Annotated in this window: 15 protein-coding genes and 1 pseudogene; 8 read left to right on the top strand and 8 right to left on the bottom strand. The window is 63.1% G+C overall.

All coding sequences use genetic code 11. The features are described from left to right. Positions 1-7: 7 nt before the first annotated feature. Positions 8-1,498, bottom strand: a complete 1,491-nt coding sequence (gene rfaE1, locus AC0L16_RS17070; protein WP_473622098.1) for a D-glycero-beta-D-manno-heptose-7-phosphate kinase — start codon at positions 1,496-1,498, stop codon at positions 8-10. Between the two features lie 361 nt (positions 1,499-1,859). Between rfaE1 and rfaD the strand changes: the two genes are divergently transcribed. The 3 genes from rfaD to waaC are packed head-to-tail and all read left to right on the top strand — an operon-like array spanning position 1,860 to position 4,776. Beyond that, positions 1,860-2,810 carry an ADP-glyceromanno-heptose 6-epimerase gene (gene rfaD / locus AC0L16_RS17065; protein WP_473622097.1) on the top strand — a complete coding sequence of 317 codons (951 nt, stop codon included), beginning with the start codon at positions 1,860-1,862 and terminating at the stop codon, positions 2,808-2,810. Continuing rightward, a complete protein-coding gene (waaF, locus tag AC0L16_RS17060; RefSeq protein ID WP_473622096.1) occupies positions 2,783-3,790 on the top strand; it encodes a lipopolysaccharide heptosyltransferase II in 1,008 nt (335 codons plus the stop codon). The genes rfaD and waaF overlap by 28 nt, the downstream gene beginning before the upstream one ends. Beyond that, a complete protein-coding gene (waaC, locus tag AC0L16_RS17055) occupies positions 3,787-4,776 on the top strand; it encodes a lipopolysaccharide heptosyltransferase I (RefSeq protein ID WP_473622094.1) in 990 nt (329 codons plus the stop codon). The genes waaF and waaC overlap by 4 nt, the downstream gene beginning before the upstream one ends. A 245-nt stretch (positions 4,777-5,021) precedes the next feature. Here waaC and greA read toward each other — a convergent pair whose 3' ends face one another. Both greA and AC0L16_RS17045 read right to left on the bottom strand, forming a co-directional pair. Beyond that, positions 5,022-5,495 (bottom strand): transcription elongation factor GreA, encoded by a 474-nt coding sequence (greA, locus tag AC0L16_RS17050; RefSeq protein WP_023799806.1) that lies wholly within the window; start codon positions 5,493-5,495, stop codon positions 5,022-5,024. Between the two features lie 277 nt (positions 5,496-5,772). Then, the gene (locus AC0L16_RS17045; RefSeq protein ID WP_473622093.1) at positions 5,773-6,333 is read right to left on the bottom strand and encodes a tetratricopeptide repeat protein; all 561 of its coding nucleotides are present in this window, start codon (positions 6,331-6,333) and stop codon (positions 5,773-5,775) included. Between the two features lie 197 nt (positions 6,334-6,530). Between AC0L16_RS17045 and AC0L16_RS17040 the strand changes: the two genes are divergently transcribed. From AC0L16_RS17040 to AC0L16_RS17020, 5 genes are all read left to right on the top strand, one after another. Further along, positions 6,531-6,956, top strand: a complete 426-nt coding sequence (locus tag AC0L16_RS17040; RefSeq protein ID WP_473622092.1) for a DUF3775 domain-containing protein — start codon at positions 6,531-6,533, stop codon at positions 6,954-6,956. Between the two features lie 75 nt (positions 6,957-7,031). Then, a complete protein-coding gene (locus AC0L16_RS17035; protein ID WP_473622090.1) occupies positions 7,032-8,015 on the top strand; it encodes an extensin-like domain-containing protein in 984 nt (327 codons plus the stop codon). Positions 8,016-8,207: 192 nt separating this feature from the next. Continuing rightward, positions 8,208-9,008 (top strand): extensin-like domain-containing protein, encoded by an 801-nt coding sequence (locus AC0L16_RS17030; RefSeq protein WP_473622089.1) that lies wholly within the window; start codon positions 8,208-8,210, stop codon positions 9,006-9,008. A 414-nt stretch (positions 9,009-9,422) separates the two neighbouring features. Further along, on the top strand, positions 9,423-10,130 hold the full coding sequence (locus AC0L16_RS17025; protein ID WP_473622088.1) for an LssY C-terminal domain-containing protein: 708 nt from the start codon (positions 9,423-9,425) through the stop codon (positions 10,128-10,130). A 154-nt stretch (positions 10,131-10,284) separates the two neighbouring features. Next, on the top strand, positions 10,285-11,595 hold the full coding sequence (locus AC0L16_RS17020; protein WP_473622086.1) for a hemolysin family protein: 1,311 nt from the start codon (positions 10,285-10,287) through the stop codon (positions 11,593-11,595). A gap of 174 nt (positions 11,596-11,769) precedes the next feature. Here the strand turns inward: AC0L16_RS17020 and AC0L16_RS17015 are convergent, their stop codons facing one another. The 5 genes and pseudogenes from AC0L16_RS17015 to AC0L16_RS16995 all read right to left on the bottom strand — a co-directional run bounded on the left by AC0L16_RS17015 (position 11,770) and on the right by AC0L16_RS16995 (position 18,801). Beyond that, positions 11,770-12,183, bottom strand: coding sequence for a YybH family protein (locus AC0L16_RS17015; protein ID WP_473622085.1), 414 nt, complete (start codon positions 12,181-12,183; stop codon positions 11,770-11,772). Beyond that, positions 12,158-15,562 (bottom strand): adenylate/guanylate cyclase domain-containing protein, encoded by a 3,405-nt coding sequence (locus AC0L16_RS17010; protein WP_473622084.1) that lies wholly within the window; start codon positions 15,560-15,562, stop codon positions 12,158-12,160. The genes AC0L16_RS17015 and AC0L16_RS17010 overlap by 26 nt, the downstream gene beginning before the upstream one ends. 423 nt (positions 15,563-15,985) lie before the next feature. Then, positions 15,986-16,849, bottom strand: coding sequence for an alpha/beta fold hydrolase (locus AC0L16_RS17005; RefSeq protein WP_473622083.1), 864 nt, complete (start codon positions 16,847-16,849; stop codon positions 15,986-15,988). Further along, complete coding sequence (locus tag AC0L16_RS17000) at positions 16,846-17,754, bottom strand: alpha/beta fold hydrolase (RefSeq protein ID WP_473622081.1); 909 nt, start codon at positions 17,752-17,754, stop codon at positions 16,846-16,848. Before AC0L16_RS17000 ends, AC0L16_RS17005 begins: the two co-directional genes overlap by 4 nt. Before the next feature lie 176 nt (positions 17,755-17,930). Further along, a pseudogene (locus AC0L16_RS16995) lies at positions 17,931-18,801 on the bottom strand (NmrA family NAD(P)-binding protein). Positions 18,802-18,866 lie beyond the last annotated feature (65 nt).

The following is an 18,866-nucleotide window of genomic DNA, read 5'->3' as shown; positions in this document are numbered from 1 at the left end:
GAAAACCTCAGTTTGTGCTGCCGGCGCGCAGCTTGCCGATGGTGCCGGTGGTGCTCTTGCCGGCGACGAGATCGACCAGCACGATGCGGCCTCCCGCCTTTTGCACGATTTCGGCGCCGACCACCTGATCGATCGTATAGTCGGCGCCCTTGACCAGTATGTCGGGCTTCAGCGCCTCGATCAGCGCGAGCGGCGTGTCCTCCTCGAAGACGACGACGGCATCGACCGAGGCAAGTGCGGCCAGCACGCAGGCGCGATCATGCTCGTCGTTGACCGGGCGTCCCGGCCCTTTCAGCCGGCGCACCGAGGCATCGCTGTTGAGGCCGAGAACCAGCCGGTCGCACTGGCTGCGCGCCGCATGCAAAAGGCTGACATGGCCGGCGTGAAGGATATCGAAGCAGCCATTGGTGAAACCGACGCTCAGGCCTTCGTCCTTCCACGTCGCCACCAGCCGTGCGGCGGCAGCAGCATCGAGAATTGCATCCTTGTGGGCAATCGGTCCATGCGAGCGAAACAGCGCGCCGGTGAGTTCTTCGACCGTCAGCCGTGCGGTGCCGCGCTTTCCCACCACCACGCCAGCCGCCGCGTTGGCGATGGCCGCGGCAATGACGCGGTCGGCGCCCGCAGCCAGAGCCAACGCAAACGTAGCGATGACAGTGTCGCCGGCGCCGGAAACGTCGAACACCTCCCGCGCCTGCGTGGCAATGTGGCGGGCAACGTCGGCGTCGACGACGCTCATGCCTTTTTCGCTGCGCGTCGCGACGACGAAATCGAAGCCATGTGCCGAGATCAGCTCACGCGCCGCGGCGACGATCTCGTCATCGGCAAACACCGCGCGTCCGACCGCCTCGCCAAGTTCCTTGCGATTGGGCGTGATCGCCGTCGCCTTGGAATAGCAAGCATAGTCGTGGCCCTTGGGATCGACCAGCACCGGCTTTCCCGCCTCGCGGCAGATCGAGATCAGCTCGTCGGCGACGCCGTCGAGCAACATGCCCTTGCCGTAGTCGGACAGAATGACGATGTCGGCTTGCGCCAGCCCGGCGCGGAAAAGCCGGAGCAGCGTCGCCCGCTCCGCGTCGCCCAGCGGCTTGATCTCCTCTTCGTCGAAGCGCAGCACCTGCTGGTTGAGCGCGCTGAAGCGGCTTTTCGACGAGGTCATCCGGTTGGAGTCCTGCGCGAGACCACCAGTGTCGACGCCAAGCTCGGCGAGCATGCGCATGAGATTGTCGCCGGCCGGATCGGCGCCGATCACCGAAACCGGTATCGCGGCAGCGCCGAGCGAGACGATGTTGGCGACGACATTGCCGGCGCCACCCATCGCCGAGGTTTCGCCACGCCCGCGCAGCACCGGAATGGGCGCTTCAGGCGAAATCCGCTCGATGACGCCGTTGACGAAACGGTCGAGGATGAAGTCGCCGACCACCAGCACGGTGACGTTGCCGAACCGCGAGATGGCGCGGTGAAGCGGTTCGGGAGAAGGCAGGTATTGCTCGCTCATGTCATCTTCGACGTGCAATGAGAGCCGGTCCCGATGCTGTGAAACCGCTGGACTGGCAGGGCTGGTCGTTCATGGCGAAGCCGATATACCGCAATTCGGCTCAGCGCAACGGCAGGCTCCGAACCGACCACAGCCAACGCCGGTTGGCGGATCAACTTTTTCTGCGGGAGCGGGCGCTCCCACCGCCGATTTCGTTAACTGTCAGCGCTGAAGAAAGCGCGCCGGCGCTGTGGCCAGCCTCTGTGTACAGATCGGAAACGGTCATTGGCCCTGCCCTCCGTGCCTGCTTTATCGACAGGCCTGCCAGCCTCCCTTATAAGGGGCGGAATCGGCAAGCAAACCGCAGGTCAGGGTTATCAGCATGATCATCGTCACGGGCGGCGCCGGCATGATCGGCTCAAACATAGTCGCCGCGCTCAATGCCGAAGGGATGAGCGACATTCTCGTCGTCGACGACGTGACCGACGGCCACAAGATCGCCAATCTCGCCGACCTGCAGATCGCCGATTATCTCGACAAGGACGATTTCCTGCCGCGGATAGAGGCCGGGGACCTCGGCCGCATCGAGGCCGTCTTCCACCAGGGCGCCTGCTCGACCACCACCGAGTGGAACGGCAAGTTCATGATGGAGGTGAACTACGCCTATTCGAAGCGGCTGCTGCATGCCTGCCTGGCCTTGCGGCTGCCTTTCCTCTATGCCTCCTCGGCTTCCGTCTACGGCGGCAGCGCCGAGTTTCGCGAGGAGCCGGAATGCGAGCGCCCGCTCAATGTCTATGCCTACTCAAAGAAGCTGTTCGACGACTATATCCGCCGCACCGTCTTCGATACCGATCATTCGCCGGTGGCCGGCCTGCGCTATTTCAACGTCTATGGACCGCGCGAGGCGCACAAGGGCGCCATGGCCTCGGTCGCCTACCATCTGTTCAACCAAGTCGAGCAAGGCCACAACCCAAAGCTGTTCGGCGCCTATGACGGTTTTGGGCCTGGCGAGCAGAGCCGCGACTTCATCCATGTCGGCGACGTCGCCGATATCAATCTATGGTTGTGGAAACGTGGCTCGAGCGGCATCTTCAACTGCGGCACCGGCCGAGCCCAGCCGTTCCGCGCCATTGCCGAAACGGTGATCGGCGCGCTGGGCAAAGGCGAGATCGAGTTCATCGACTTCCCCGATCACCTGAAGGGCAGCTACCAGAGTTTTACGCAAGCTGATATGTCCCGGTTGCGCGCCGCCGGTTACAATGGTCAGTTTCGCACAGTGGAAACCGGCGTCAGAGACTATGTCGAATGGCTGAAAGCCCAACGATCCTGGTGATCGGTCCACGCTGGGTGGGCGACATGGTGATGGCGCAGTGCCTGTTCTCGGCGCTGAGAGAGCTTCACCCAAACGCCGCGATCGACGTGCTGGCCCCGGCATGGGCGGCGCCACTGGTCAAGCGGATGCCCGAAACACGCCGACAGGTCGATCTGCCGCTGAAATCCGGCGCGCTGCAATTCCGCATGCGAAGGCGCTTCGGCCGCCTGCTGCGCGGCCACTACGACATCGCCTATGTCATGCCTGGAAGCTGGAAGTCGGCGCTGGTCCCGTTCTTTGCCCGCATTCCGCGCCGTGTCGGCTACCTCAAGGAAATGCGCTACGGGCTGCTGACCGATATCGTACCCTTGCCCGACGATGCGAAACGGCGCACGGCGCAGGCTTATTTCGGCCTCGCGCAAGGCGGCACGTTCCATGCTCCCAAGCTCGCCGTCGACACAAAGAACCAGGTGGCATTGCTGGGCCGCTTCGGGCTGGAGGCGGAAAAATTCGTCGCGCTGATGCCGGGCGCCGAGTTCGGCCCCGCCAAACGCTGGCCGAGCGAACGCTATGCCGGCCTTGCCCGCGACATGAGGGAAAAAGGTTTTGCGGTCGCGCTGTTCGGGTCGAAGAACGACGCCGACGTAACGGCGGAAATCGCCACGCTTGCACCTGATGTTGTCGACCTCGCCGGCCAGACGCGGCTGGAGGACGCCATCGACCTGATCGCCGCGGCCAGGCTTGCGGTGTCGAACGACAGTGGGCTGATGCATGTTGCGGCCGCGGTCGGCACGCCGATCGTAGCCGTCTACGGCTCGACCTCGCCGCAGAATACGCCGCCGCTCGCCGAGCAGCGCGAACTGGTCTGGCTCGGCCTGTCCTGTTCGCCCTGCCATCGGAAAATCTGCCCGCTCGGCCACCTCAACTGCCTGAACACGCTTGAGGTGGCACAGGTCGCGGCAGCGGCGGAACGGCTGCTGGAAATGCCGGCCGCCGCATGAGGGTGCTCATCGTCAAGACATCCTCGATGGGCGACGTCATCCACAGCTTTCCGGCCGTCGAGGATGCCCGCCGCAAGCGGCCGGACGTGTCGTTCGACTGGTGTGTGGAAGAGGCTTTTGCCGGCATCGTGGCGTTGCATCCGTCGATCGCAACCGTCCACAGCGTGGCAATCCGGCGCTGGCGCACTAGCCTGCTTGGCCGCAGCACATGGCGCCAGGCGGCGAGATTGCGCCGCGCTTTGCGTGATTGCCGCTACGACCTCGTCATCGATGCGCAAGGATTGCTGAAGTCGGCCCTGGTAGCAAAATTGGCTGCGGCACCGATCGCCGGCTTCGACCGGTCGAGCGGTCGCGAGCCTTCGGCGACTTTGTTCTATGTCCGCCGCTATGCTGTGCCGCGTGATCTGCACGCGATAGAACGCACAAGGCGGCTGTTCGGGCTGGCGCTCGGCTATGAACCGGATTTTTCCAGGCTCGAGTCCGGCATCGTGCCGCCGGCCGGCGGTTCGACCTTTGTCGGCGAAAAAACTGCCTTCCTGCTGCACGGCACCAGCCGCGAGAACAAGAAATGGCCGGTCGGCAACTGGATCGAGACTGCCCGGCTTCTCGTGGAAAGAGGAATGACGCCGGCCACCACCTGGTCGAACGACAGGGAAAAGGCGGTTGCCGAGGCGATCGCCCAAGCCATTCCACAGACCGTGCTGGTGCCGAAATCACCGCTTGCCGAGATCGCCGCGATCATCGGCCGGTCGGTGCTGATCATCGGCGCCGATACCGGCCTTACCCACCTTGCCAGTGCCTTCGGCCTGCCGACCGTCGCGGTGTTTGTGGCGACAGAACCCGGCCTGACCGGCCCGCGCGGGCCGTTCTCGTCGACGCTGCTGGCCAAACCCGGCAGTCGTATCGCGCCGCAGGAGGTTTTGGCAGAGGCAGAGAGGCTGCTTGAAAGCCAAGCGCATAGTCAGGCCGGTGCCGGCGAGAATTGATTTGTTCAATCAATTCAATCGGAAAGGTCGGCGCCGCCCCTCATGCGCCTGCCGGCACCTTCTCCCCGTATAGTGACGGGGAGAAGGGGCTGAACGCGAACCTCGGCGCCCGTTCTGCAACGCTGGTGATTAAGCGAAACCCTCTATGACGGCGTCCTTCTCCCCGTCACTATACGGGGAGAAGATGGCGGCAGCCAGATGAGGGGCAGCGCCATTCCTGGATTGGAATAGCGACGTTCAGCACCTCAGATGAACTGCACCTGGACGATCTCATAACCCCGTGCACCGCCTGGCGCGTTGACCTCGATGGCATCGCCGACTTCCTTGCCGATCAGCGCCCGCGCGATCGGTGAGGAGATCGAGATGCGGCCGGACTTCACGTCCGCTTCCTGGTCGCCGACGATCTGGTAGGTCTTCTTCTCTTCCGTGTCCTCGTCGACCAGCACCACGGTCGCGCCGAACTTGACCTTTTCGCCGCTGAGCTTGGTGATGTCGATCACCTCGGCGCGGGCGATAAAATCCTCGAGCTCGTTGACGCGGCCCTCATTGAGGCTCTGCGCCTCTTTCGCCGCGTGGTATTCCGCGTTTTCAGAAAGATCGCCGTGCGAGCGCGCTTCGGAGATTGCTTCGATGATGCGCGGCCGCTCTTCCTGCTGGCGCCAGCGCAGTTCTTCCTTCAATGACGCGAACCCCTCGCCTGTCATCGGGACCTTGTTCATGATGCCTGACCTTTCCTGCCGCCGCCCCCGTGTTCCGGGAGCGACCTTGTCGATGGGTACAAAAAGAAAACGGTCCGGCAGCCTCGGGCTAACGGAACCGTATCACCGCTATTTCCTTCAATATAGCAATCTTCGCGGGTTTTTCACGCCAAAAAATCGGTTTTGAAAAATTCGCCCGCCATTTGCGGAAATGCCGTCACGGCAGCCCGGCTGGCCGGGCGAGCCGCAATAAAAACCGGCTGCGATTGCTCACAGCCGGTGTGGTTCGGGCTTCGAATCAGCCCTTCATGAAACGGTCTATCTGCTCGGACAGCATGCCGTATTCACGAGATCCCTTGCCGGTGCGCTTTTCGATCTCGCGGAGCTGTTCCCGGGCGCCGGCGAGATCGCCGATCTGCAGATGCGCCTCGCCGAGATATTCACGTACCAGCGTGTAATCAGGATCGATGCGCAGCGCTTCCTCATAATAGCCGAGACCGACGGCGATGCGTCCGGAATGGCGGTGCGAATAGCCGAGGTAGTTGAGGATGCGAGGGTCTTGCTTGTCCGCAGCCAGGCTGAGCACGGCAATCGCCTCGTCATAACGTCGGGCCATCGCCAGCGCGCGGCCGGCTTCATAGATGTTGTCGTCGTCCAGCATGCCTTGCTTGGGCGCAACGCATTTCTTCAGCTTCTTGTCCCAGACCATGCCTTTCTTGCACTGCGTGGTCTGGCCACCACCGTTTCCACCGCCTCCACCGCCTCCACCGCCTCCACCTTCACCGGCCGAAAACGCCGGGACAGCAAACAGCGGCAGGGCGGCAACCGCCAGAACCTGGATCAGCAATCGTCTGCGCATCGAACTCTCCTTGAAGCATGACAATGCAAGACTAACGCCGGGCAAAAGCCGTTTCATCCCGGAAAAAAGTCATGGCCAGTGAAAGCTTTTTCAACGATCCGCGCCAGTCGGAAAATAGAAGCGCCGAACAAAACGTGACGAGCGCTGCAAATCCGCTATCATCCAGCAAACGCCAACGGAGTATGCGGAGACGGCCAGTGCAGCGGCGCCTTGAAAAAGAGTGGGAGCTTTCGATCGGTCCCGACACCGTGCGCCTGTTCATCCTCAAGGCGAAGGCGTTGAGCGCCGCCGTCAACGAAGATTATGCCGATGGCGCCGAGCACGAGGTAGAACTCGATGGCGAGGCGCATGACAACCATCATCATGACGGTCTCGTCGAGGAACGTTCCGAAGACCTCACCGAAGAAGAGCTGCGCGAACTGATCAACGACCTCAATGTCGACGAGGCGGCCGAACTCGTCGCACTCGCCTGGGTTGGCCGCGGCGACTATGACGCTTCGGAATGGGCCGACGCGCTGGCGGCCGCGCGCGAGCGCGCCAACAAGCGCACGGCGAAATACCTGCTCGGCATGCCGCTGCTGGCGGACTGGCTGGAGGAAGGGCTGGAAGCGATCGGTGCGTAACACCGCGGTTACCGTTTGTGATCGGCCAAAACTCTCGTTCAGGCAACTTCCCCATTCCCCCGCCGTTAAGGGCGAATGGCGGCGCTGTCCCCTCCTACATCGATCAGATTGACCGGATTGATCAGATTGGCGCTGACTTTGGCGGCGGCGATGCTGTCCGCAGGAGCGGCCCTGGCTCAAGCTCCGGAATTGCCCGATAACGTGCCCGTCCCGGAGCTCAATCAGTCGCAATCAGCGCAAGAAGCCGCACCTGCCGACGTGCCGATCCCCGAGCCGCGCCCTGCCAATGCGCCGGAGCCCGATCAACCCGCGACCGACACGCTGAACCAGCAGAAGTCGGACCAGCATCAGGAAGCCCGGCCGGAGCCGCCGGCGGTCGCTCCGACGCCGACCGAAAAGCCCGCCGAGGCGGAACCACCGGCCGCCGCGCCAAAACCACCGGAGAAGCCGGCGCAAGCGCCGGAGAAAAAAATCCCTCCCGACCCGCGCTCGGCCGCTGTGCCGCAGGAGAAAATGCCGGACGAGGAACTGGCCTGCCGCAGGCGGCTGATGTCGATGGGCGTCGGCTTCGAGGAGCGCAAGGCCGAGCACGATGCGGCGATCGGCTGCTCGATCCCCTATCCGATCGTGCTGAAGACGCTGGGCAAGTCATTGGATATCAACCCCGAAACCGAGCTGAACTGCCAGATGGCCGAGGCCGCCGTGCGCTTCGCGACCGATATCGTCCAGCCGGCGGCCAAGGCCGAGCTCGGCGCCGAACTGAAATCGGTCGGCCAGGCATCCGCTTTCGTCTGCCGACACCGCAATGGCGGCGGGAAATTGTCGGAGCACGCCTTCGGCAACGCGCTCGACATCGCCAGCTTCACGCTTTCGGACGGCAGGAGGATCGACATCCGCCCGGCGCCGCCGGAAAAGGAGGCGAAATTCCTGAACGCAATACGCAAGGCAGCCTGCGGACCGTTCAAGACCGTGCTTGGCCCGGGCAGCGATGCCGATCATTCGCTGCATCTCCATCTCGATCTTGCACCGCGCCGCAACGGCGGCACCTTTTGCCAGTGATATGGTTCCGGACCGACGCGCCGCAATTTGGCCGCAGCCGTAAACGCAGCCGCTGATTTTTCCTTTACTGTTGACGGGTAAGCTCCGTTTCATCTGATCATGACCCCGAAAAGTGGGATGCGGTTTTCGGAGAAAGATCATGATCAAACGATGACATAGAGCCTGATCGGCTCGGGGACCGGGAACCTGCCAATGGCCGGGATATTTCGCGCTGCGTCTGTCGCCGTGCGGCAAGTGAGACGCGCGTGCATGATTGCCGGCGGGCTTGCCATCGCAGCGATCTCGGCCTGCACCACCGGCAGCGTGCTTTCGCTGGAACCGGCCGTCGATGTCGGCAGCCAGACATCAGCTGTCCCAAAGTACGCTGGAATGCAGCGCCTCGTCCCGTCCAACCCTTACATGACCGCCGCCTATCCGCGCATGGACGAGCCGATGGCGCCGACCGAACAGATGCCGGCCAGCGAGGTCGAGTGCCGCCAGGATTTGAAGCGCCTGGGCGTCGTCTACACCGACCTTGCGCCGATCCGCGAAGGCCAGTGCGGCATCGACTATCCGGTCAAGATCTCGGCCATCGGCAGCATCCGGATGCAGCCGGCCGCGACGCTGACCTGCGACATGGCCGCCACCTTCGCCGGCTGGGCCAGGAATGAACTGGTCCCGTCCGCCCGCTGGCGTTATTTCTCCGGCGTCAGGACCATTCGCCAGGGCTCGAGCTATTCCTGCCGCAGGATCGCCGGCGAAGGCACGCTGTCGGAGCACGGCAAGGGCAACGCCCTCGATGTCATGAGCATCGAGCTCGGCAATGGCAAGGAGATCGACGTGCGCAAGCCCGGCCTGTTCGCCTTCCGCACCCGCGGCTTCCTCAACACCGTGCGCGCCGACGGCTGCCAGTATTTCACCACTGTGCTCGGCCCCGGCTACAATTACGACCACCGCAACCATTTCCATTTCGACATCAAGAACCGCAAGAACGGCTACCGCGCCTGCCGCTAGACGGCAGTTTTCCAGCTGCCGAAGCCGTTATCGCTTCGCCATCGTTGTTACCTGCTGTGCGGGATCTTTCGGAACGCTGGAGGGACAGTACCCCCCCTCTGTCCTGCCGGACAGCCCTGCCCGCAAGGGGGGAGATTGGATGCCGCGAATGCTTTCGCCAATCTCCGACCTTGAAGAAGAGACGCCGAGGCGGAAACTGCCGATCTCCCCCCTTGCGGGGGAGATGTCCGGCAGGACAGAGGGGGGTGCGAAGGAACTCGACGGAGGGTGCTCAGTTCTGGGTCGCCGCGCCTTGCGAGGGTGTCATTGTCATGGATCCTCGGGTCTTCGCAACGTCGCTTCGCTCCTGCTCCGCCCGAGAATGACGAAGGCGTGGTAAGCTCTGGCCAGGTAGACTGGGCATTTAGCTTTCGCATGAGCCGACGAAGTCTTCGACGACGCGCAACGATCTGGCTGGTGGCGTTCTGTGCCGGCTATCTCGTGCTCGCCTATTTGGCCGCGCCGGAATTCTGGAGCCTGCGCGACCGCAATTTCCGCACGCAGCGCTTCGAGATGGTGACGCACACGCCGCAAGGCATTGCGGGCGATCCGATCAATGTCGGCCTCGTCGGCACCAAAAAAGAGCTGGTCCATGCCTTCGCCGTCGCCGGATGGGACACGGCCGACGCCCTCACGCTGGAGACCGCGATCGAGATCGGCGAAAGCGTGCTGTTCGATCGGCCCTATCCCGACGCGCCGGTCAGCCGGCTGGTTTTCGAAGGCCGTGCACAGGATCTGGCCTTCGAGAAGCCGGTCGGCGACAGTGCCGACCGGCGTCATCACGTCCGCTTCTGGCAGACCGATGCGACCGGAGACGATGGCCGGCCGCTCTGGCTGGGTGCGGCAAGTTTCGATCGCGGCGTCGGCCTCAGCCACGACACCGGCCAGGTCACCCACCATATCGGTCCCGACATCGACGCCGAGCGCGACTTCCTGGTCGGCGACCTGTCTGCCGCAGGCATGCTGATCTCGACCAGCGAGATATCAGGCATCGGTGCGACAAAGACCGGGCGCAATGGCGGCGGCGATCCCTATTTCACCGATGGCAAGGCAGTGGTGGGCGTGCTGCGGCAGCTGCCGTAGCGAAGACGAACGGCCGGCCGCCGGCTCATCGTCGCCGTGATCGAGCATTTTTCGTCGCCGCCATGGGATGCCGTATGAGATGGTCGCGCCCGCCGGCATGAAAAATGACGGCCGTCTATTTTCGAAGACCGGGCCGCAATGCTATTGACCCCGCATGCTTTACGCTGAAATCGCTATCGTGGTCGTCCTCATCTGCGTGAACGGCCTTCTGGCAATGTCCGAGCTTGCCATTGTCTCGTCACGGCCGGCCCGTCTCAAGGCGATGATCGACCGCGGCGTCAAGGGCGCCGGCCGCGCATTGGCGCTCGGCGCCAATCCCGGCAAATTCCTGTCGTCGGTGCAGATCGGCATCACCCTGGTCGGCGTTCTGTCCGGCGCTTTTTCCGGCGCCACGCTTGGCGATCGGCTGTCCGTGTTCCTGGCATCAACCGGTATTCGGGAAAGTCTTGCCGATCCGATCGGCGTCGGCATCGTCGTCGCCCTCATCACCTACTTCTCGCTGATCATCGGCGAACTGGTGCCCAAGCAGATCGCGTTGCGCGATCCCGAACGCGTCGCCGCCAGGGTTGCTCCGGCGATGACCATCCTCGCCACCGTCTCGGCGCCGCTGGTCTTCCTGCTCGACATTTCCGGCCGCGCCATGCTTTGGCTGCTTGGTCAACGAGGTGAAAGCGAGGAGAAGGTCACCGACGAGGAGATCAAGATGCTGGTCGCCGAGGCCGAGCATCACGGCACCATCGAATCCGACGAGCGGCGCATGATCGCCGGCGTCATGCGGCTCGGCGACCGCGCCGTCCGCGCGGTGATGACGCCGCGCACCGAGGTCGACTGGATCAACCTGCAGTCCGACGACGCGGCGATCCGAAAACTCTTGATGGAGACCCAGCATTCGCGCCTGCCGGCCGGCGATGGCAGTGTCGATGCCATGATCGGCGTCGTCCAGACCCGCGACGTGCTGGCCGCGATGCTCGGCGGTCGCGCGCTCGACCCGCGCCGGCACGTGCGCACCGCTCCCATCGTCCATGACCAGGCCGACGCGCTGGATGTCCTTTCGACGCTCAAGGAGTCCAACGTGCCGATGGCGCTGGTCCATGACGAATACGGCCATTTCGAAGGCATCGTCACCCCGGCTGACATACTGGAAGCCATCACCGGCGTCTTCCGGGCGGACCTCGACGCCGGCGACGAGGAAAACGCCGTCAAGCGTGACGACGGCTCATGGCTTCTCGCCGGCTACATGCAGGCCGACGAGATGGCGGACGTTCTCGGCATCGACCTGCCCGAGAACCGCGACTACGAGACCGTCGCCGGTTACGTGCTGGCGCATCTGCACCATCTGCCGACGACCGGCGAATGCGTCGATGCGCAGGGCTGGCGCTTCGAAGTCGTCGATCTCGACGGCCGCCGCATCGACAAGCTCATCGCCACGCGCCTGCCCGGGGGCCATCGCGAAATCGCGCGGTAGCAGTCAACACAATGTGCCGCGCCGTTGTCGAGGTCCACTTTGACCCTGGGACCCTGAGCGGCCGTCCCGAGACGGAATGGCATCTTGGGAGCGGACGTCACCGAAACGGGACAAAAACCCGCTGCGGCCGCTGAACCGCGAAGGTTTGGATGCCTGATGAGCGACGGCGCAGCCTCAGTTCCAAGTGTGGAGGCAGGCCCTCCAAGATCCATCGCCTTGGCGTCTGAAGATCGTGACGATAGTTCCCTCATAGCGCTGCGTTTCACCGCCTTCGCCCAAAGCGTTAGCCGACCATTTCCCTGTTGCATAGGCAATGTCGCCGACAGCCAGCGCATCGATCATCTCGATGCGATGATCCTTGACTCCAGCTGAGATCAATCCATTCCAGAACTCTTTGATTGCGCTCGTTCCCCTGACGACTGCGTGAGTGGATGGCAACACGATCGCGTCCTGTGTATACAGTGCAGCTACTGCGTCAGCATTGCCGCTGTTGAAGGCCGAATTCCAGCCATCATTTGCCCGCTGAATTTCGTCGCTGATACCTTGTTTATCGCCTTCCCAATCAATTCGCGGCCCGAAGGCCTTCATTCGTTGTTGCGAGCGTCTGTGCTGCTTGCAGGTCAGGCAACGTCAGGCCCTCAGTAAACCCGGAATAAATCAGTGCGAGCCGCTCGCGCGCGCCAGGCGCGGGACAGTCGGCTCGCACGAGGCTCAGTGCAGCACGCAGTTCCCAAAAACGCGCTCCCTGAGCCCGGGCCGTCGCCAGTGCGTCCAAGAGGCGGTCCCTCGAATCTGCGGTTTTGTCCTCCCCAAGTTGCAGCAGTACCTCCCCCTGCAGACGCAGTATCTCGGCCGCAAACCAACGCTCTTTAGTGCGCTCAATCCCTGCTTGCGCTGCTTCGAGCAGAAGGAGTGCAGCATCGTGATCGCCGGCTCTGACCTCGATTTGCGCCTGAAGGGCGATGAAATAAGGAACCATGAATTCTGCGCCAGTCGCGCGCCACTCAGTGAGACCTCGTTGGAGTTCCAGGCGGCCACGATCGAAATCGCCCGCATCGGCGATCGCCCAGGCGCTCAAGATTGTGGCGCCGGCGAGCCACAAGCGGAATCCGGCTTCGCTGGCGATGCGGGTCAATTCTGAACACTGTTCCTGGACGCCCTCGTGATCGCCAATGATCTGGCGGATAACGCCGCCGAAGAATAGCGGCAGCGCGAGGCTGTTGCGATGATCCACACGATGCGCTTCAGCAACCGCCTCGTCGTTGGCCGCCAGAGCCTGATCGGGAAACCCGAGCGGCATTAATGTGCGGGCGAGATAGACCAGGCACACGACCCGCGGATCGAAGGCGTAAACAAACGCCGGCGATCTGTGCGCTCGGGGGTCGTAAAGGGCAAGCGCCTCCTCCAGATGGATCCGGGCGCGGGTGAACTCGCCGGCAGGAAACGCACTGACACCGGCTGCCCGATGAGCAAAAAAGGAGAGCCCGCTATCGTTGTCCGCTTCCGCCAATTCAAGCAGGCGATCCGCGACGCTACGTGCCTCAGTAAATTCGGCAGCATAGATGTGGTAAAGGGATAGGCCGTAAAGCACCGGAAAGAGCTGATGCGTCTCGCCCAACTCTTCACAGAGTTCGCGCGCCCGACCATAGGCCTCTGCTGTTGGAGGTGCGGCGAAGCCATGTGCCGCAACATGCGTGCTGCCAAGCGCCAGCTGAATTGAAAGTTCCCGGCGCGAACGCTCTTCGGATGGGGGTAGCGCCGAAAGCCCGCTCAGGGCGTTGTCGAATCGGGCGAGCGCCTCCGTCAGGACCGAGCGCGAAAGCGCTCGGCGCCCGGCCAGTTCATTGTACTCGACAGCCTTCTCCAAAAGGCCCGCCTGACCAAAGTGGTGAGCAAGCAATTCGGGTTCCGTGGCTACGATTTCGGGGAAGCGCTCCTCGAGAATTAAGGCGATCCGAGCATGCAGCTGCTGACGGCGGCTGTGCAGCAGACTGCTGTACGCCGCATCCTGCACAAGTGCATGTTTGAAGGCATAGCTCGCTTGACTGTCACTGCCACGGCGGAAAACAAGGCCCGACGTGACTAACTGATTCGTTGCGCGCTCAAGTTCCAATTCAGGAAGGCCCGTGGCTGCGGCAAGCAGCTCGTGGGTGAACTCGCGCCCGATCACTGCTGCGACCTGCGCCACGTCCCTGATAGAATCCAAACGGTCGAGGCGGGCCATCAGCGAGTCGTGGAGCGTCGCTGGAACCGCCAGCGGAGGTAGCGGGCCAGCCAGAACCAGCTCTCCATCGCGCATTTGAAGCAGGCCTGATTCAAGGACGACCTTGGTCAGTTCTTCGACAAATAGCGGAACGCCCTCGGTCTTGGACAGAATCTGGTCCAGCACTGCGGCCGGCAACTGCTTGCCCCCTGTCATCGCCGCAATGATAGAGGCCGCCTGGGCGCGGCTGAGCCGATTGAGCGTCAAAAATGTCGCATGCGGGAGACCACTCCAGCGGACTGCGCCTTCCGGTCGCGAAGTTGCAATCAGCAGTACAGGTAGTTGCTGAATCCGGCCTGCGATTTGGTCGAATAGCTCGGCCGAGGTCGGATCTAGAAAATGCGCGTCCTCAAGCAGCATCAGCACTGGTTGGTTGCGGGCAAGAGCCTCTAGTTGCTCGATCAGCAACTCGAACGTGCGCGTCTTCTGTTTTTGCGCCATAAGATCGACCTTGGGATAGCGCCCCTCAGTCGGGATGGACAGCAATGCGGCGATCAGCGGTATTGCCTCGTTTGGGTACTTGGTCGAACCGGCGAGAAGTTGCTCGAGAGAGTCAAGCTGACGGTCGGGCGGGTCGGTCCGCCTTATGTCCCCGGCTCGGAGTAACTGATCCGTGACAGGATAAAGGGCGGTTTCTACGTGATAGGGGGAGCAGTAGTACCGCAGTCGCGTGTGTGCCTCGTCTTTCAAGTGCTCCCGCAGCTCTTGCAGAATACGGGACTTGCCAATGCCAGCCTCGCCGAACAGCTCGACTACTTGTCCTTCACCGGACGCCGCGAGCCGCCACCGGTCGAGCAGCAAGGCGATATCGTGTTCGCGCCCGGCAAGCGGCGCAGATTCGTCTGCATGAAGTGCTTCGAACCGACTCTCTGCGCGGCCCTCTCCAATCACTTTGAATGCGCTGACGGGCGTGTCGAACCCTGCTAGCTTCTGCGGCCGAATGCTGGTCACCTCGAACAGGTTTCCGATAAGTCGATAGGTAAGCTCAGAGATGACTACCGTTCCCGGCTCCGCGATGGCCTGGAGCCGCGCGGCAAGATTGGGGGTTTCTCCCACGACCGCGTTCTCCTGCGCTGACCCGATGCCAATGAGGTCACCTACGACCACCACCCCGGTTGCGATCCCAACCCGAACTGAGAGTTGCTGACCGCCCTTGACGGACAGATCGTTGACAGCGCTCACTACGGCAAGCGCCGCACGGACGGCGCGTTCGGCTTCGTCTTCGTGCGCCTGCGGCCAACCGAAATAGGCCAACGCACCGTCGCCCATGAGCTTCGCGACGTGCCCCTCGAAGCGAAGGACTTCGCCAGCCGTGGTATTCTGGAACTGCCTCAGGAGATCGCGCATCTCCTCGGGGTCAAGCCGCGTCGCGAGCGCCGTAGAACCGACGAGATCCACAAACATGACCGTCAGTTGCCGCCGTTCCGCCTCCCGGGGGCGTCCAGGTTCGCCGAACCGCTCAACCGAAGCCGACATCAGAATTGGTGAGGCCGAAGCCGGCTTCGCCGACACTATCTCCGGCCGGCCTTCCATCGCGGCAATCGCCTCAAGTATTCGCTTGCGGTGGCCAAGCGCGCCAACCCCAATTTCTTTCAGGTCTTCGGCGGTGAGGCGGGGCAGGATTTCGGCATCGATTGCGTTGTCGTCGAAAACCGGAACATATTGCTCCAGGCCCAAGCTCTTGAGCCAAACTGCAACGTTCATTTGGCCTCTCAGGGCCATCGACGCCTCCTTCGGCGGGGAACGAGTTTATCATAATGACATTGCGATAACACGCTCCTTCGTGCATCCACGACGCTGGCGCGACGTGCACGAGCCTCTCGCAGCGGTGCCCTCCGCCTTGGCGCTTCGCGCCGCGCTGGACCTTGGCATCTTCGCCCGGCTCGGTGGCAGCGTGGTGACTGCTGACAGCCTTGGGCTCAAAGTAGCCCGATCGTCTGTCGCGACTCCTCTACGCGCTCGCCAGCATCGGTCTCCTCGAAGTTAGGCGCTGGCGACGGCACGGGGGCATCTGCGAGCATAGCCGGGCGCTTTAGGGAAGCCCCGGAATGCTGCCGCCGGATAAGGTCATGGCGGACCGGCCGCGAGCGCAGTACAGCGCGCTTCCATATCGGCGCGAGCGGTTGCTCAAGGTCGCTGCGTGCGGTCAATAAAGTCAGTCATCAACGCGGCTGCCGCCGCGGCGTGGGTTTCGAGCAGGAAGTGGCCGCCGTCGAAGATGTGCGCTTCCATACGTGGCAGGTCTTGCATCCACGACAGTGTTTCGGCGATGTCGAAGAATGGATCGTGGCGGCCCCACAGCATGAGCGCCGGCGGTTGTCGCGTTTCGATATAGTCGGCGATGAGACTGAAGCGAGCGGCATGGTTGGCGTAGTCGGCGAGGAGCGCGCGTTGTGTTTCCATGCCGCCGGGCTGATTCATCACCCTCCAGTCCTCGGTCCAGGGTTCGCCTTTGATCCGGGCGGCGGCATCCTCCGGCAAGCCGCCCAAATATTGCTTGCGGGTGCCTTCCAGGGTCAAAAACGCGGTAGCCTCCCTTTCGTTCTCTTCCGTCGGATTTGACCAGAATTCGAACGTGGCTTGCCATTGCGGCCCGAACCCTGTGCGGTGTGCGTTGGCGCTCTGAATGATGAGGCCGCAGACGAGGTCCGGGGTTTGCATGGCGAGCTCAAGACCTACAGGCGCGCCCCAATCGTGCAGGTAGATGAAGCGCCGATCGATCGCGAGATGCCTTAGGAGCTCTTTGATTGCGCCGCTGAACGCTTCGAACGAGGGCGCGGGCAACGGCGCCGATTGGCCGTAGCCAGGCAAGTCGGGGGCGACGACGAAGGCGACTTGCGCAAGGCCGGGAATGATGCCCTGAAAAGTGCGCGACGAGCTCGGGAAGCCGTGCAGGAGCAGCAGCGCGGGATTGGACGCATCACCCGCGGTGATGAAGGAAAGCTCGGTCCCGCCGGACAGGCGCAGCCGCTGTTTTTTGGGGGACGTCATGCCTGCACTCCTCGCACTGGTCCGGGATGGGCTCGATCAGGGTGCATCTCCTGTGTTTCCTTGATGAACTCGAGCATCAGGGAGAGCGCTGGTTCGGCGTGCGTCTCAAGCAGGAAATGCCCGCCGTCGAAAACATGCGCTTCCATGCGCGGCAGATCCTGCATCCAGGACAGCGTTTCGGCGATATCGAAATAGGGGTCGTGACGGCCCCACAGCATGAGCGCCGGCGGTTGCCATTGCGTCAAATAGGCGGCGATCGTATCGAAACGCGCGGCATGGCTTTGGTAGTCGCCGATAAGCGCGCGGTGGGTCTCCATGCGGCCGGGAAGATTCATCACCCGCCAGTCCTCGGCCCAGGGTTCGCCCCTGATCCTGGCGGCGACATCCTCTGGCAGGCCGCCGGTATATTGCTCGCGCGTGAATTCGAAGGTCAGGTCGGGGGTCGCGGCCGCTTCGTTCTCTCTTGTCGGTTCTGACCAGAATTTTAGCACGGCATCCCAAACGGGACCAAAGCCGGTTCGATGCGCGTTTGCGTTCTGGATGATGAGACCCGAAACCAGCTCGGGCGCCTGCGTGGCAATCTGCAGACCCACGGCGGCGCCCCAGTCATGAATGTGGATGAAGCGGCGCCCGATCGCGAGGTGGGTCAGCAATTCGGAAATCGCCTCGCTGATCGCGGCGAAGGAGGGTGTCGGCGGGACACCGGACTGGCCATGGCCCGGGAGGTCGGGCGCGATCACATAGGCTGCGTCCGCCAGACCAGGAATCACATCGCGGAATGCACGTGCGGAGCTGGGAAACCCATGCAGGAGGAGCAAAGCCGGGTTGGATGGATCGCCCGCAGTGACGTAGGCAAGCTCGGTTCCACCGGAGAGACGCATTTGGCGGGGGGCAGGCAGTCTCATGTCAGGATTCCTTTTTGCCGTCCGGAGATGGAGTTAAGTCCAAACCAGTGGCGCGAGTTCCGCATGTCGCCGACAGCCTTGGCCGGCGAGACGCGGGGGGTATTGCGGCCGAAAACGTTCGCTGCAAGCGGCTGGAAACCCGTGATCCGTTTCGGCCGTCGCTACTCGGCCGAGGATCAGCGGCCGGCTGGTGTTGCGACAACGCGCTCTATCGCCGTCGCCAGGGAGATCGTGCCGCGCCGCTGCTCGCTGCTGTCCTGTCGCGTTAACAGGCCGTTGGCGATTCCCTCATACATACCGAGCAGCGCGTCTGCCACCTCGCCCGGCACGCCTTCCTCGGCAAGCAGTGCGGCGCGTTGCTTCGGCGCAACAAGCACAGGCGTTACCGGCCGGCCGAGAACGTCGGCGAAGGCCGATGCCACGTCGCCGGCGCTCCAGTCTTCCGGTCCGCCCAGCTCCACGATCCGCTTGCCCGTCCATTCCTCGCACAGCACGGTCGCTGCCGCGCGCCCGACATCGATCGTGCTCACCATCGGGATTTTCTGCGCGGGCTCGATAAAGGTCGGCAGTATGCCTTGCGACAGGACCGGTTGCGCCACCTCGCTCCAGGTTTCGACAAAATACCCCGACCGCAGGAAAGCGGTGGCCGGTGCCACGCCGTCGAGCAGCGCCTCGAACCGGTTGAGGGTGGCGATGACGCCGGTGCCGGAGGCATGCTGCGCTCCGATGGACGACAGGACGACGGCCTTTGGCAGACCTGCACGCCGTGCCGCATCGGCAAGCGCGGCGCCGGTTTCTTCCGTGCGCTGATAAGGATCACCGCTCACCGGCGGCGGGTTGAGCAGGAACGCGGCCCGCGCGGCCGTCAGCGCATCGGCCATGGCGCCGGCATCGTCGACGCTGGCGACCGCCACTTCGGCGCCGAGGGCGGTCCATTTCTCACTCTGTTCCTTGCGACGCAGGACGACACGCACGGCTTCGCCGCCTGCGATCAGGGCGCGCGACCTCGCCGCCGGCCCGTCCGTTTGCTCCAAGCACGACATACATCACTTCTTCTCCTTCAGTTCGCTTGACCGTCATCTCGCTTGAGGGGAAACAATAGGCGCAGGCTT

It is taken from the genome of Mesorhizobium sp. WSM4848 (assembly GCF_055811375.1).
This window is presented reverse-complemented; position numbering and strand designations above follow the sequence as displayed.